General features: G+C 42.3%; 14 protein-coding genes. 3 read left to right on the top strand and 11 right to left on the bottom strand.

Translation table 11 applies throughout. The features are described 5' to 3' along the window. Positions 1 to 52: 52 nt before the first annotated feature. The 7 genes from rpsR to SNAG_RS03100 form a co-directional block, all read right to left on the bottom strand. Complete coding sequence (gene rpsR / locus SNAG_RS03130) at positions 53 to 292, bottom strand: 30S ribosomal protein S18 (protein WP_000068664.1); 240 nt, start codon at positions 290 to 292, stop codon at positions 53 to 55. Between the two features lie 31 nt (positions 293 to 323). Next, entirely contained in the window at positions 324 to 794 is a 471-nt protein-coding gene (gene ssbA, locus SNAG_RS03125) for a single-stranded DNA-binding protein SsbA (RefSeq protein WP_000609596.1), read from the bottom strand. A gap of 11 nt (positions 795 to 805) precedes the next feature. Next, the gene (rpsF, locus tag SNAG_RS03120; protein ID WP_001151782.1) at positions 806 to 1,096 is read right to left on the bottom strand and encodes a 30S ribosomal protein S6; all 291 of its coding nucleotides are present in this window, start codon (positions 1,094 to 1,096) and stop codon (positions 806 to 808) included. 132 nt (positions 1,097 to 1,228) lie between these two features. Next, positions 1,229 to 2,437 (bottom strand): MFS transporter, encoded by a 1,209-nt coding sequence (locus SNAG_RS03115; RefSeq protein ID WP_096406440.1) that lies wholly within the window; start codon positions 2,435 to 2,437, stop codon positions 1,229 to 1,231. Between the two features lie 132 nt (positions 2,438 to 2,569). Then, a complete protein-coding gene (gene asnS / locus SNAG_RS03110) occupies positions 2,570 to 3,913 on the bottom strand; it encodes an asparagine--tRNA ligase (RefSeq protein ID WP_096406437.1) in 1,344 nt (447 codons plus the stop codon). Between the two features lie 152 nt (positions 3,914 to 4,065). Continuing rightward, positions 4,066 to 5,244 (bottom strand): pyridoxal phosphate-dependent aminotransferase, encoded by a 1,179-nt coding sequence (locus SNAG_RS03105; protein ID WP_096406435.1) that lies wholly within the window; start codon positions 5,242 to 5,244, stop codon positions 4,066 to 4,068. A 9-nt stretch (positions 5,245 to 5,253) separates the two neighbouring features. Beyond that, complete coding sequence (locus tag SNAG_RS03100; RefSeq protein WP_096406433.1) at positions 5,254 to 5,730, bottom strand: cell wall elongation regulator TseB-like domain-containing protein; 477 nt, start codon at positions 5,728 to 5,730, stop codon at positions 5,254 to 5,256. A gap of 119 nt (positions 5,731 to 5,849) precedes the next feature. Between SNAG_RS03100 and SNAG_RS03095 the strand changes: the two genes are divergently transcribed. Then, a complete protein-coding gene (locus SNAG_RS03095) occupies positions 5,850 to 6,296 on the top strand; it encodes a MarR family winged helix-turn-helix transcriptional regulator (protein WP_096406431.1) in 447 nt (148 codons plus the stop codon). 91 nt (positions 6,297 to 6,387) lie between these two features. After that, positions 6,388 to 6,936: an NADPH-dependent FMN reductase gene (locus SNAG_RS03090; protein WP_096406428.1), complete on the top strand. Its 549-nt coding sequence runs from the start codon at positions 6,388 to 6,390 to the stop codon at positions 6,934 to 6,936. Between the two features lie 31 nt (positions 6,937 to 6,967). Here SNAG_RS03090 and yaaA read toward each other — a convergent pair whose 3' ends face one another. From yaaA to SNAG_RS03070, 4 genes are all read right to left on the bottom strand, one after another. Continuing rightward, the gene (gene yaaA / locus SNAG_RS03085; protein ID WP_096406426.1) at positions 6,968 to 7,696 is read right to left on the bottom strand and encodes a peroxide stress protein YaaA; all 729 of its coding nucleotides are present in this window, start codon (positions 7,694 to 7,696) and stop codon (positions 6,968 to 6,970) included. A 79-nt stretch (positions 7,697 to 7,775) separates the two neighbouring features. After that, positions 7,776 to 9,371 (bottom strand): hypothetical protein, encoded by a 1,596-nt coding sequence (locus SNAG_RS03080; RefSeq protein ID WP_096406424.1) that lies wholly within the window; start codon positions 9,369 to 9,371, stop codon positions 7,776 to 7,778. An 11-nt stretch (positions 9,372 to 9,382) separates the two neighbouring features. Continuing rightward, positions 9,383 to 9,793 carry a peptide deformylase gene (locus tag SNAG_RS03075; RefSeq protein WP_096406421.1) on the bottom strand — a complete coding sequence of 137 codons (411 nt, stop codon included), beginning with the start codon at positions 9,791 to 9,793 and terminating at the stop codon, positions 9,383 to 9,385. A gap of 104 nt (positions 9,794 to 9,897) precedes the next feature. Beyond that, positions 9,898 to 12,594, bottom strand: coding sequence for a cation-translocating P-type ATPase (locus SNAG_RS03070; RefSeq protein WP_096406419.1), 2,697 nt, complete (start codon positions 12,592 to 12,594; stop codon positions 9,898 to 9,900). A 307-nt stretch (positions 12,595 to 12,901) separates the two neighbouring features. On the opposite strand from SNAG_RS03070, the gene mntE reads away from it, so the two are divergent. After that, on the top strand, positions 12,902 to 14,095 hold the full coding sequence (mntE, locus tag SNAG_RS03065; protein WP_096406416.1) for a CDF family manganese efflux transporter MntE: 1,194 nt from the start codon (positions 12,902 to 12,904) through the stop codon (positions 14,093 to 14,095). Positions 14,096 to 14,131: the final 36 nt, after the last annotated feature.

Genomic DNA, 14,131 nt, shown 5'->3' with positions numbered 1-14,131 from the left:
TCGCTTTCTAGTTTTCAAGCTCATGAAAAAGAGGTCCACCCGGACCTCTTTTTTAATCTTCGTTTACGAAAGGCATCAAAGCCATTACGCGAGCGCGTTTGATAGCTGTTGTTACTTTACGTTGGTTTTTAGCTGAAGTTCCTGTTACACGACGAGGAAGGATTTTCCCACGTTCTGAAACGAAACGGCTAAGAAGCTCAGTATCTTTGTAATCAACATATTCAATTTTGTTTGCTGCGATGTAATCAACTTTTTTACGGCGTTTGAATCCGCCACGACGTTGTTGAGCCATGTTTTTTCTCCTTTATAGTATTAATTGTCCATTAGAATGGTAAATCATCATCTGAAATGTCCAATGGATTTGTTGCTCCAAATGGATTTTCAGAACGTGAAAAGTCTGGTACTGGGTTTGCAGGTGCTGATTGACCTGCAGTTGGTGCAGAATAAGCCCCACCTGTATGTCCTTCACGCACTCCGCGGCTTTCCAACATTTGGAAATTCTCAGCCACGACTTCTGTTACGTAGACACGTTGTCCTTGCTGGTTATCGTAACTACGAGTCTGGATACGACCTGTGATCCCGATAAGAGAGCCTTTTTTAGCCCAGTTAGCAAGATTTTCAGCCTGTTGGCGCCACATAACGACATTGATAAAATCAGCCTCACGTTCGCCATTTTGACTCTTGAATGTACGGTTTACTGCAAGAGTAAAAGTCGCAACTGCTACATTTGATGGGGTATAACGCAACTCAGCGTCACGAGTCATACGCCCTACAAGTACAACATTGTTAATCATAATTTACCTTCTTACGCGTCAAGTTTGACGATCATGTGACGAAGAATGTCAGCGTTGATTTTTGAAAGACGGTCAAACTCTTTAAGAGCTGCGTCGTCGTTTGCTTCAACGTTAACGATGTGGTAAAGTCCTTCACGGAAATCTTGGATTTCGTATGCAAGACGACGTTTTTCCCATGATTTTGATTCAACAACAGTTGCACCGTTGTCAGTCAAGATAGAGTCAAAACGTGCTACCAAAGCGTTTTTCGCTTCTTCTTCAATGTTTGGACGAATGATATAAAGAATTTCGTATTTAGCCATTGATATGTTCCTCCTTTTGGTCTAATGACCCCAAGACTTTGCAAGGGGTAAGTGAGGTTTGCTCACAATTAACTATTATACTAGAAATACTAGTAGATAGCAAGAGAAAAAAGATAAAAATGAAAAATAACTCTATTGCTTAGAAATAACATTCTCTTTCAGTTCTACAGCTCTGGCCATCTCTTTCAAAATGAAGAATAGTGAAAATCCGACTATTACTAAAAAGAATCCTAAGTAAATGAAGGCTACTACAAAACCTATAGCATCAATCAGCCAACCCGTTAGAGGAAAAATAACAATCATACTCAGGTTGAACATCATGGAGTAGACACTTAGCATGGTTGCACGTACCTCACTTGGGAGTCGCTTTTGTAAATCGTTGTCAAAAATCGGTTGAAAGAGAGCATATAAGGCGTTACTAATCAAATAAATCAAAATATAAATCAGTGGCGTACCAAAGTAGGAAAGTAAGTAGGTCACTCCCGTTAAGAGTACAAGAATTGGAAAGAGCTTTAAGGCGGAATATTTCTTTCCAATCTTACTCGCTAGATAAACTGCCCAGATATTCAAAACACTGCCGATCAGCATGACCATCGAAATCTGCCATCCTTCTAAGTCCGGCAGTTGATTTTGATAGTAAAAATAAAACATGCACATCAGTGTCCCGATGATTTGGGACAGAATCATCCAACTAAAAAGACTGGGGTTTCTCCGCAACTCCTCTTTGACAGTCAACATAATCCTTTTCATGGTCAGACGCTCAGATTTTTGAGCTTTAACACTAGGCTCTTTTAGCATCCAAGTTAAGAATAGGACGATTATAGAAGTGGCAATCATGATATAGTAGGTCAAGTGCAATTGACCATGGACAAAAAATCCCGCTAAAACGGTCCCCAAAGACCGAGTTCCTTCTGCTACTCCTGACATAAAACTTGAGATAGACAAGTAGCGCTCTTTTAATCCAGCCTCCACGGCCGAATCATAAACCATAGCTGCACTCGTCCCCGAATCAAAATTATAAGACAAGGCACTCACCACCATAGCGAGTGCGTAAATCCAAAAATTACCTTGTCCTAGTAACATGAGAATAGACGACGCAATCCCAGCAATCCGACTGAGATAAAGATTGGTTTTATATGAATAGCGGTCAGCTAACATTCCAGAGGGAATTTCGCAAATGACACTGGTGGCGTGAAAAATACTTTCCAATAAGCCAATCTGCCAAAGCGACATCCCGTTTTGACTGAGAAATAGAATCCAAAAGCTGGTAATGCCCAGAAAGGCAAAAAATTCCACTCCAGCCATGAGACCGATATTCTTCCGATAATTTGGTTTAAACATCATTTCTCCTTTAACAAGTGTATATGTATCTTTGTGTTTGTCACTTGTTAATCTGTGCTTTACATGTCCCTCACCTCTTCTTTCAAGTATTATGGTGTTTTGAAAAAACGCCCCTAGGGCGTTTTAGTCTTTTTATGGTTTGATACGGTGCAACATACGTGGGAATGGAATCGCTTCACGGATGTGTTTTGTACCTGCTGCGAAAGTTACCATACGCTCGATACCGATACCAAATCCACCGTGTGGAACAGTACCGTATTTGCGAAGGTCAAGGTAGAATTCGTACTCTGTACGATCCATTCCAAGTTCTTCCATCTTAGCGACAAGGGCATCGTAGTCTTCCTCACGCATGGAACCACCGATGATTTCTCCATAGCCTTCTGGTGCAAGCAAGTCTGCACAAAGCACGCGCTCTGGATTGCCAGGAACTGGTTTCATGTAGAAGGCCTTAATAGCTGCTGGATAGTTGATAACGAAAGTTGGCACACCAAAGTGGTTTGAAATCCAAGTTTCGTGTGGTGAGCCAAAGTCATCTCCATGTTCCAAATGCTCGTAGTCTGCATCTTCATCGTTTTCATGCTCTTGCAAGAGGTCAATAGCTTGATCGTAAGTGATGCGTTTGAATGGCTCTGCAATGTAGCGTTTCAAAAGCTCTGTATCGCGTTCCAAAGTTTCCAAGGCTTGAGGAGCACGGTCAAGAACACCTTGAAGAAGGGCTTTAACATATGCTTCTTGCAAGTCAAGTGACTCATCATGTGTCAAGTAAGAGTACTCCGCATCCATCATCCAGAACTCAGTCAAGTGACGGCGAGTCTTAGATTTCTCCGCACGGAATACTGGTCCAAAGTCAAAGACACGACCAAGGGCCATAGCACCTGCTTCAAGATAAAGCTGACCTGACTGGCTCAAGTATGCTGGTGTCCCAAAGTAGTCTGTTTCAAAGAGTTCTGTTGAATCTTCAGCCGCATTTCCTGAAAGAATTGGGCTATCAAACTTCATGAAGCCGTTCTTGTCAAAAAACTCATAGGTTGCATAGATGATAGCGTTACGGATTTGCATGACCGCTACTTGCTTACGAGAACGGAGCCACAAGTGACGGTTGTCCATCAAGAAGTCTGTTCCGTGTTCTTTTGGTGTGATTGGGTAATCTTGAGATTCACCGATCACTTCGATGTCTGTGATATCGAGCTCATAACCAAACTTAGAACGTTCGTCTTCTTTGACAATTCCTGTCACATAAACAGAAGTCTCTTGGCTCAAGTGTTTGATCGTTTCAAATTTTTCAAGACCAACTTCTTCGCCGAATTTTTCAATAAAGTTTGGTTTAAAGGCTACTCCTTGGAAAAAGGCTGTTCCATCACGCAATTGCAAGAAGGCAATTTTTCCTTTTCCTGATTTGTTGGCAACCCAGGCCCCAATGGTCACTTCTTGACCAACGTAGTCTTTTACATCGATAATTGTTACACGTTTTGTCATAATCTATCTTCCTTTTTTCGTTTAACTTGTCCGAAGACGTCATTACTCATTATTTTACCATAAATAGACTGCGATAGCTAGGTTCGACTAGAGAAAAATCGCGAGATTTTCGATACAAAAAATCTTCGTCAAAATGACGAAGATTCTGAGTTTTATTTTTCCATAAATTGATGCAAACGGCGAATGGCTTCTTTCAAGGTGTCCAAGTCAGTTGCATAACTGAGACGAACATTTTCTGGCGCCCCAAATCCTGCTCCTGTAATCAAGGCAAGGCCGACTTCCTCAAGAATAGCTGTTGTAAAGTCCGTCACATCGGTATAGCCCTTCATCTCCATCGCTTTTTTTACATTTGGGAAAAGATAGAAAGCTCCTTGGGGCTTGACTACTTCAAATCCTGGCACTTGGCACAAGAGAGGATAAATGGTATTCAACCGTTCCTCAAATGCTTGGCGCATGGTTTCGACAGAGTCTTGTGGTCCAGTTAGGGCTTCAATGGTAGCATATTGTGATACAGCAGTTAGGTTTGAGGTTGTTTGTCCTGTCAATTTGCTCATAGCAGCGATAATTTCAGGATTTCCTACAGCATAACCTACCCGCCAACCGGTCATGGCATAGGCCTTAGATACACCGTTGATCACGATGGTTTGCTTGCGAATCGCTTCTGACAGACTAGAAATTGGAACAAATTCATTTCCATTATAAACTAGGCGACCATAGATATCATCTGCTAGGATGAGGACATCATGTTCAACCGCCCAATTTCCGATAGCCATCAATTCCTCACGAGTGTAAATCATACCGGTCGGATTCGATGGCGAATTGAGAACCAAGACCTTGGTCTTATCTGTTCGGGCCGCTTCTAGCTGCTCGACCGTTACTTTAAAGTGATTGTCTTCCTTGGCTTGGACAAAGACCGGCACACCTTCTGCCATCTTGACTTGGTCCCCATAACTGACCCAGTATGGTGTAGGGATGATGACCTCATCACCTGGATTGACCACAGCCATAAAAAAGGTATAGAGAGAGAACTTAGCACCTGTAGCAAAAGTAATCTCGTTGGTTGCTACAGAATAGCCATAATAGCGTTCAAAGTAGGTATTAACCGCAGCCTTTAAGTCTGGCAGACCTGAAGCAACTGTATAAAAGGAAGCTCGTCCATCACGAATCGCTTCCACCGCCGCATCCTGAATATTTTCAGGAGTATGAAAATCAGGCTGTCCCAAGGTTAAGAAAAGAACATCTTTTCCCTGAGCTTTTAATGCCTTGGCTCTTGCATCACTGGCTAGAGTGACGCTTTCTTCCATTTCTAGTACACGTTTGGATAGTTTCATATGTCCTCCTTATTGGATCAATGCTCCAGTTTCAAAGTCGACCAGATAGTAGTGGTTTCCTGACTTAACTTCCCAAATCGGCTTGTCCTGATAACGACCAAAGGTGATCTTATCAATGTCGCTAGCTCCTTTTTCCCTCGAAATCGTCGCTGCCTTGTCTTGAGAAATCCCCTTATCAAGCTGATAAACATAAATCTTATGGTCATTCTTTTCAATCAGTACGGTAATGGCCTCTTGCTTTTTATTATGTCCTAAAACGCTATAATAACCTTCTAGTCCATTATAAAAATCAACCTGATCTGCCTGTTCCAATTCTGCATACTGCTTGGCTAGTTTTTCTCCTTCAACCCTAGCATCTTGATAGGGTTTCATGCTGAGTGATATCAGATAAAGGAAGGAAGTCGTCATGACTAGCAGTACCAGAGAAATACCGATTCCATACTGTAAAAGTAGCTTGTTTTTTGCTTTTTTCTGTCTTAGTTTCACTCGTCTATTTTACCATCTCTCTTCCTTTATTACAAGTGAATATAGGAACTTTCTGAGATAATTTCCCTATGAAATCCATGCCTCTTGTATTTCTATTTATTTATTGATAGAATACCCTTATGAAACAATATTTGAAAGAAAAAATTTCCGATAATCAATTAGACTTAAAAACAGCTATCGTCCTCAATAAGGCCATACGAAGTTTTAAACCCTATGAAGCCAAGGCTGCTAAAGAACACGGACTAACACCCACTCAATTTTCAGTTTTGGAAACCCTCTATAGCAAAGGGGAACTGCGCATTCAGGATTTGATTGAAAAAATGTTGGCCACTTCTGGAAACATGACTGTTGTCATTCGAAATATGGTTCGAGATGGATGGATTTCTAGAACTTGTGACCCAAAAGACCGTCGTTCTTTTTTCCTGAAATTAACACCTGCAGGACGCAAAAAAATTGAAGAGGTTCTTCCTGACCATATCGATTCTATCGTAGAAGCACTCAGCATCTTGGAAGATAGCGAAAAGGAAGACTTAATCCACATTTTAAAAAAATTTAAAAATTTGTGAGCAAAATTATTGCTAATTAGTATTTTTTGTTGTAACATAGATGGTAACAAAAGGGTTCGCTCTTTGAATTTTAAACTAAAGGAGACATATCATGTCTAAAAAAGTATTATTTATCGTCGGTTCACTTCGCCAAGGTTCTTTCAACCACCAAATGGCCCTCGAAGCTGAAAAAGCACTTGCCGGAAAAGCGGAAGTTAGCTATCTTGATTACTCAGCTGTTCCTCTCTTCAGCCAAGATTTGGAAGTTCCAACCCATCCAGCCGTAGCTGCTGCTCGCGAAGCTGTCCTTGCTGCCGATGCTATCTGGATCTTCTCTCCAGTCTACAACTTCTCTATCCCTGGAACAGTGAAGAACTTGCTTGACTGGCTATCTCGTGCTCTTGACTTGTCTGATACACGTAGCGCTTCTGCCCTCCAAGACAAGTTTGTCACAGTATCATCTGTAGCCAATGCAGGTCACGATCAACTCTTCGCTATTTACAAAGATCTCTTGCCATTTATCCGTACACTAGTCGTTGGTGATTTCACTGCTGCACGTGTCAATGACTCTGCTTGGGCAGACGGAAAATTGGTGTTAGAAGAAGCAACTGCTTCATCACTTGCCAAACAAGCGGACGACCTTCTTGCAGCCATCAACTAATCAAGCAAAAACCAGCTCGAATGAGCTGGTTTTATGCTTGTTTCACAAAGACGAGTTCTAAGTCACTGGATAAATCAGGTCGATAGTCAAAACCGGCGAAACTGAGCTTACGAGCTTGTTCGACTGTTTGAACTTGTCCTTCTATCAAGGCGGTCAAAAAGGCCCCACGCGCTTTCTTAGAAATGGTTGAGTGGATTTTCAACTGCCCAGCCTTGTCCTCCATAAATTTGAAGGTCACCATCTTTTCTCTGATTTCCTTAGAAAATACGGTTTCAAACTCTGATGACAAGAGAGAAAAAATGACTTCTTCACCCCTCAAAGCTTCATCGTAGGCTGATTTCCAATGAGTCTTTAGGGTTTTTCCAGCCACTTTTAACTTCATCAAGAAGTCCAAACGGTGAGGAGCCATGGGAGATAGGGCAGGAACTACGCCATAAAAAGCTGATGTAATTAAAACATGATTTTCAAGATAGGTTTGTTCAGCCTCGGTTAAACCATCTCGTTTGATGTGACGATACATAAGACCATCAAAAAGTTTCAAGGCTGGATAGTTCTTAGCTCTGTAATCTTTTAGAGCTTGAATATGAGCGTACTCTTCCTCTGCTTTCTCGGCGGATACTTTATAAAAGGTCTCTAATTCACTAGCTGAGTAGCGAGCTAGCTCCTCAAGGACTGCCTGACTTTCTTCCCTCAAGGGGAACGCTTGGATACAAGGATGGTCTGTGTTCATTTCTTTTGCTGTTGGGATTAAAATTTTCATATTGTTAGTGTAGCATATTTTTCAATCACGACCAAGAATTTCATCTGAAAAACCTCGGTTTATACCGAGGTTTCTTTATTTACTGCACTTTAAAGGTTTTGAGGTAATTATCTTTTCCAACTTGACCTTCGAAGGATTGGCCATTTTCAAGGTAAGGAAGGTCGTCTGATACTGAGGCCTTGACCCTGTAGATTTTGCCATCAACTTTAAAGAAGTAGACGGTGTCACCCTTGATGACAGCTGATTTAAGGTCTGAGACGATTCCCTTAATGTTTTCTACCGTTTCATTATCCAGCTCGAGGTCGTTTTTATTGGCATATTTACTGAGGAGTTCATCTACCGTAGCTGCTACGATGACGTTTTGGTACTCTACTGCATCAACCAATGCATACTCCTTGACCAAGCCTGCATTGTCCTTCAAGCCCATGATGTAGAGTGGTTTGTCATTGAGATTAACAAGGATAGGGAAAGTAGCCTTGTAGGCCTTCTCCTGAACGGCTCCTTCAGCTGAAGCACGGGCAGATTCTTCGGTTGCAGATGCTAGATTGTACTTGGTGATTTCACCAGTGCGCATATTTTCAAGGATAAATCCTAGATTACTTTCGTCAGCATTTGCTGAAGTCACACCCGTGTAGAGATAAATGTCATTTCCGATAGAAAGATAGTTATAGCCCTCTGTCGTTTGGGTAACATTTTTCTTGGAAATCAAGGCATTCCAGAAACCGTCTTTATACTTGCCGTTGTAGTTGATTTGTTCGATGGTTTCTTCTGCTGGATAAACACGATCCACCCATTCTGGCACTTCATCCAAGCTGTATTCCTTGGTTTCTCCATTAGTAGCGTCCAAGATAATAACAGATGAAGGGCGAGGTACTCCTAGACCAAACTGTTTTTGATAAACGGTTGCTACATAGAAAGGATTTCCTTCATCATCCACCTCAAAGGACGGGGTTTTAAAAATCTTGGTTGGGTACTTGATCCGAAGATGACGTTTGACATCACGGTTAAAATACTCGGAGTCCGAATACTTCATCGGTGTTTTTAAATCTACCAATTCCGCATTCCCTGTCACCATATCAACCTTGATATACTCGCCAATTCCCTTGGCTTGATTGTTGAACCATTTGATGGGATCGGCATACTCCAAGGGTGTAACTCGATAGGGTTTGCCATCAACCGTCAGCTGGGTATAGGTGTCTGCTGCTACGTACTGGGATACCTTATCTGTCAGAGAGCCCAGATAACGGTCACCAATTTTTTCTGCAGTGCTCCGATCCAAGATTGGAACCTTACTGGTATCACTCTTAGGAAAATTTTTAAAGTCTTTTTCTGTGATAGAAACTACATGAGCATAGTTTTTTGCTTGGAAAAAGCTTGATGTCACTAAGCTAACCAGACCAGCAAGGGCAAAGATAAGGCCTGCAGCCAGCAACAATCCTCTACTAAGTTTGGTAAAAAGGAATCCTTCTAGATTGAGATCTTTGGCAGCCTTGCCATGACGTACATGAACCGTTTTGATGATATTGGAATCCTTGCGGAAACTAAACAAAATCCCCGTCACCACCAGATGCCCACAGAGAAAGAAGATGAATTCCCAGCTAGTAAGATTGAAGGGAGGCAAAAAGATATACCAGGTCGTTGCGATAAAAACAAGTTCAAAGAGTATACGTTTCATTTGACTTCCTCCTAAATAATCCGTCCTTCCAAATGATCCAGTTCATGTTGGCAGATCTGAGCTGGAAAACCTGTCAGTGTAATAGTCTGTTCCTGCCACTTGCTATCGCGATAGGAAACCGTAATCGTTTCATAACGAGTCGTCGTTCTAACCCCAGTCAAAGACAAACAACCTTCCTCTGTCTCATAAGGTCCTTTATAGGAAAGGAGAATGGGGTTAAACATAACCATGGGAACTAGACCAAGATTAAAGATAATCACGCGCTTCTGCACCCCAATCATATTAGCCGCCAGACCGACACAGGTCTCGCGATTAGCCAGCAGGGTATCCTGCAAATCCTTAGCCAGATAAAGGTCTTCCTGACTTGCAGGTTTCGAGACCTGCGACAAGAATAAGACATCTCGGACAATTCTCTTTTCCATTCTCTTACGCTCCTTACAACTTTACTTTATTATAGCACAAAAGGGGGCAACTTCTAGTCCTTTCCCTCAAATGCAAAAAAAGCCATCCGAAGATGACTTTCTTTTTAAATCGCGTTCTTATCAAGACCAAGTTTACGTTGAACAAACTTGACGATTTCGACGATAAGTATCATTGAGAAGCTTCCAGCTAGAACAATAGCCCATTGTGATAAGTCTAGTTTGGTTACGTGGAAGATACCTTCAAGCGGTTCTACAACGATGGTTGCCATAAGAAGAATGAAGGATACCAAGATTGACCAGTTGAAGGTCTTAGACTTGAATGGTCCAACTGTCAAGATGGATTGGTAAACAGACTTAACATTGTAGGCATGGAAGAGCTGAATCAAACCGAGTGTTGCAAAGGCCATTGTAAGGGCATCTGCGTGAATAGCTTGGTTGTCTCCTACATGGACTGGATAGGCAAGAGCAAGGCCATAAACGGTCAAGACCAGTGCCCCTTGGAGTACACCTTGATAGATGATAGAACTCAAGACCCCACCTGAGAAGAAGCTTGACTTACGTCCACGTGGTTTGTGGGTCATAACACCTGGCTCAGCAGGTTCAACACCAAGAGCAATAGCTGGGAAGGTATCGGTTACCAAGTTGATCCACAAAAGATGAACTGGTTGCAAAACATCCCATCCAAAGAGGGTCGCTAAGAAGATGGTCAAAACTTCAGCTGTATTGGCAGAAAGAAGATATTGAATAGTCTTTTGAATGTTTGAGAAGACCTTACGTCCTTCTTCAACTGCGACGATAATAGTCGCAAAGTTATCATCCGCAAGAATCATGTCAGATGCACCCTTAGAAACCTCAGTACCAGTGATTCCCATACCGATACCAATATCGGCTGTTTTCAGAGCTGGTGCATCATTCACACCATCACCTGTCATGGCAACGACCTTACCTTGTTTTTGCCAAGCTTTCACGATACGAACCTTGTGCTCTGGAGATACACGCGCATAAACAGAGTATTGACCAACTACTTTTTCAAATTCTTCATCAGAAAGTTCGTTGAGCTCAGCACCAGTCAAAACATGGTCTTCCGAGTCATTTTCATCAATGATCCCCAAACGTTTGGCAATGGCTTCCGCTGTATCTTGGTGATCACCCGTGATCATGATTGGACGAATTCCCGCTTCCTTAGCGACACGAACTGCTTCAGCTGCTTCGGCACGCTCAGGGTCAATCATCCCAATCAATCCAGTAAAGATCAAGTTGTTTTCCAGTTCTTCAGAAGTCAAGTTTTCTGGAATGCTATCAATAATCTTATAAGCACCCGCAAGGACACGCAAGGCTTGGTGAGCCATTTCAGAGTTATTTGTGTGAATTAAGTCATTGACTTGATTATCAATCGGAGCGACATCGCCAGCTTTATCACGAGCAACACAACGTTTCAAGAGTTGATCTGGAGCCCCTTTGACTGCTACGAGGAATTTCCCATCTGGTAATGGGTGAACTGTTGACATGAGCTTACGATCTGAGTCAAACGGTAACTCAGCTACACGAGGATATTTCTCTAAAAATCCTTTAACATCATAGCCCTTATCCAAGGCATACTGGATGAAGGCTGTTTCCGTTGGATCCCCGATCAGGTTTCCTTCTGCATCAATCTTAGTATCATTAGCCAAAACAACAGAACGAAGAAGAGGCATTTCAAGACCTAGTTCAATGTCATCAGCAGAGTCATGTAAGACTGCATCATAGAAGACTTTTTCGACTGTCATCTTGTTCATGGTAAGCGTACCAGTCTTATCAGAAGCGATGATTTCAGTTGAACCAAGTGTTTCTACTGCTGGCAACTTACGAACGATAGAGTTTCGTTTTGCCAAAACTTGAGTACCAAGGGCAAGAACGATGGTCACGATAGCAGGAAGTCCTTCTGGGATGGCTGCAACAGCAAGCGCAACAGAGGTCATCAACTCACCAAGTGGATTTTTACCTTGAATGAAGACTCCGACTACAAAAGTAACAAGCGCAATGACCAAAATTGCATAGGTCAAGACCTTAGAAAGGTTGTTCAAGTTTTGTTTGAGTGGTGTATCCGTCTCATCCGCATCTTGGAGCATGCCAGCGATATGACCAACTTCCGTGTACATACCTGTATTGACAACAACACCAAGACCACGACCATAAGTCACATTTGAGTTTTGGAAGGCCATATTGACACGGTCACCAATACCGGCATCTGCAGAGAGCTCGACGGTCAAGTCTTTTTCGACTGGAACAGACTCACCTGTTAGGGCTGCTTCTTCGATTTTAAGAGAATTAGCTTCTAGCAAACGTAGGTCCGCTGGTACCACGTCACCTGCTTCAAGGGCAACGATATCTCCTGGTACCAATTCTTTGGAATCAATCTCAGCCATATGCCCATCACGAAGAACGCGCGCAGCTGGACTAGACATCGATTTGAGGGCTTCGATGGCTTCTTCTGCTTTTCCTTCTTGGTAAACACCAAAGGCTGCGTTGATGATAACAACGGCTAGAATAATGATGGCATCTGCAATATCTTCCCCACCAGAAGTTATGACAGACAAGATGGCTGCAGCAACCAAAATAATAATCATCAAATCCTTAAACTGTTCAATGAATTTAACCAAGAGAGATTTTTTCTCACCCTCTTCGAGTTCATTGCGCCCATATTCAGCTAGGCGTTTCTGCGCTTCGCTTGACGAAAGGCCTTGCTCAGTTGCTTCAACCGACTTCAAGACTTCTTCGGGACTTTGAGTATAAAACGCTTGGCGTTTTTGTTCTTTTGACATATGTCTCCTCCTTGACTTTGTGTGCAAAACAAGCTCTCTTTTGGTTTTATGACAAACAAAAAGAGACCTGTTAATCATAACAAGTCTCGCTGTTTAAGATAGCGCCGGAAAGAATACTTTGCAGTATAAAATTCGGAATGACGACACTATCACAGGTTTCTGCCAGCTACTCCCTTGAGTAGTACTATTATATCAAAATTTGAACAATTTTCAAGGGTTTAAATCCGATGAAACAAGACTAAATTTGAATTTTCCCATGAAAACCAGTATAATGAAAACAGAATCTCAGCACTAGAAAGGAAGTCCGATGAATCAATCCATATCAAATCTCAAGTTGGCGGAACGTGGTGCCATTATCAGCATTTCGACCTACCTCCTCTTGTCTGCAGCAAAATTGGCAACTGGTCACCTCCTGCATTCTTCCAGTTTGGTAGCGGATGGTTTCAACAACGTATCCGATATTATCGGAAATGTTGCTCTTCTGATCGGTATTCGTATGGCACGCCAGCCTGCAGACCGTGATCATCGTTTCGGTCACTGGAAGATTGAAGATTTGGCTAGTTTGATTACTTCCATCATCATGTTCTACGTTGGCTTTGATGTTCTTCGGGACACCATTCAAAAAATTCTCAGTCGGGAACAGACAGTTATCGACCCTCTGGGTGCAACTCTCGGAGTCGTCTCTGCGGCGGTCATGTTCGCCGTTTATCTCTATAATACCCGCCTCAGTAAAAAATCCAAGTCCAAGGCCCTCAAGGCTGCCGCCAAGGACAATCTTTCCGATGCTGTTACCTCACTTGGGACTTCCATTGCCATCCTAGCCAGCAGTTTCAATTATCCAATCGTGGATAAACTGGTCGCTATCATCATCACTTTCTTTATCTTAAAGACAGCCTATGATATCTTTATCGAGTCTTCCTTCAGTCTTTCAGATGGTTTTGATGACCGTCTGCTGGAGGACTACCAAAAGGCCATCATGGAGATTCCAAAGATTAGTAAGGTCAAGTCCCAAAGGGGGCGTACCTACGGTAGCAATATCTACCTTGATATCACGCTGGAGATGAATCCCGACCTATCAGTCTATGAAAGTCATGAGATCGCAGACCAGGTCGAATCCATGCTAGAAGAGCGTTTTGGAGTCTTTGATACCGATGTTCATATCGAGCCAGCTCCCATACCTGAGGACGAAATTTTGGACAATGTCTATAAAAAACTACTCATGCGCGAGCAATTGATTGACCAAGGAAATCAATTAGAAGAACTCCTTGCTGAGGACTTTCTCTATATCCGTCAAGATGGAGAGCAGATGGACAAGGGCGCTTATAAAGTTGCAAAAGAACTACCTACTACAATCAAGGACATTCAGATTACTTCCATTAGTCAAAAAACCAAACTCATTTGCTATGAGCTAGATGGCATCGTCCACACTAGTATATGGCGTCACCATGAGACTTGGCAAAATATTTTCCACCAGGAAACTAAAAAAGAAGACAAACAATGACCCTATCCAGTGGATAGGGCCTTTTTTGATTGATTT

It is taken from the genome of Streptococcus sp. NPS 308 (assembly GCF_002355895.1).
Taxonomy (GTDB): Bacteria; Bacillota; Bacilli; order Lactobacillales; family Streptococcaceae; genus Streptococcus.
This window is presented reverse-complemented; position numbering and strand designations above follow the sequence as displayed.

Bases quoted from the DNA above. Each gene is read 5' to 3' on its own strand.
- SNAG_RS03115 (WP_096406440.1), bottom strand. From the start codon at position 2,437: ATGTTTAAACCAAATTATCGGAAGAATATCGGTCTCATGGCTGGAGTG.
- SNAG_RS03070 (WP_096406419.1), bottom strand. From the start codon at position 12,594: ATGTCAAAAGAACAAAAACGCCAAGCGTTTTATACTCAAAGTCCCGAA.
- SNAG_RS03105 (WP_096406435.1), bottom strand. From the start codon at position 5,244: ATGAAACTATCCAAACGTGTACTAGAAATGGAAGAAAGCGTCACTCTA.
- asnS (WP_096406437.1), bottom strand. From the start codon at position 3,913: ATGACAAAACGTGTAACAATTATCGATGTAAAAGACTACGTTGGTCAA.
- mntE (WP_096406416.1), top strand. From the start codon at position 12,902: ATGAATCAATCCATATCAAATCTCAAGTTGGCGGAACGTGGTGCCATT.
- SNAG_RS03075 (WP_096406421.1), bottom strand. From the start codon at position 9,793: ATGGAAAAGAGAATTGTCCGAGATGTCTTATTCTTGTCGCAGGTCTCG.
- SNAG_RS03080 (WP_096406424.1), bottom strand. From the start codon at position 9,371: ATGAAACGTATACTCTTTGAACTTGTTTTTATCGCAACGACCTGGTAT.
- rpsF (WP_001151782.1), bottom strand. From the start codon at position 1,096: ATGGCTAAATACGAAATTCTTTATATCATTCGTCCAAACATTGAAGAA.
- SNAG_RS03095 (WP_096406431.1), top strand. From the start codon at position 5,850: ATGAAACAATATTTGAAAGAAAAAATTTCCGATAATCAATTAGACTTA.
- yaaA (WP_096406426.1), bottom strand. From the start codon at position 7,696: ATGAAAATTTTAATCCCAACAGCAAAAGAAATGAACACAGACCATCCT.
- ssbA (WP_000609596.1), bottom strand. From the start codon at position 794: ATGATTAACAATGTTGTACTTGTAGGGCGTATGACTCGTGACGCTGAG.
- SNAG_RS03090 (WP_096406428.1), top strand. From the start codon at position 6,388: ATGTCTAAAAAAGTATTATTTATCGTCGGTTCACTTCGCCAAGGTTCT.
- rpsR (WP_000068664.1), bottom strand. From the start codon at position 292: ATGGCTCAACAACGTCGTGGCGGATTCAAACGCCGTAAAAAAGTTGAT.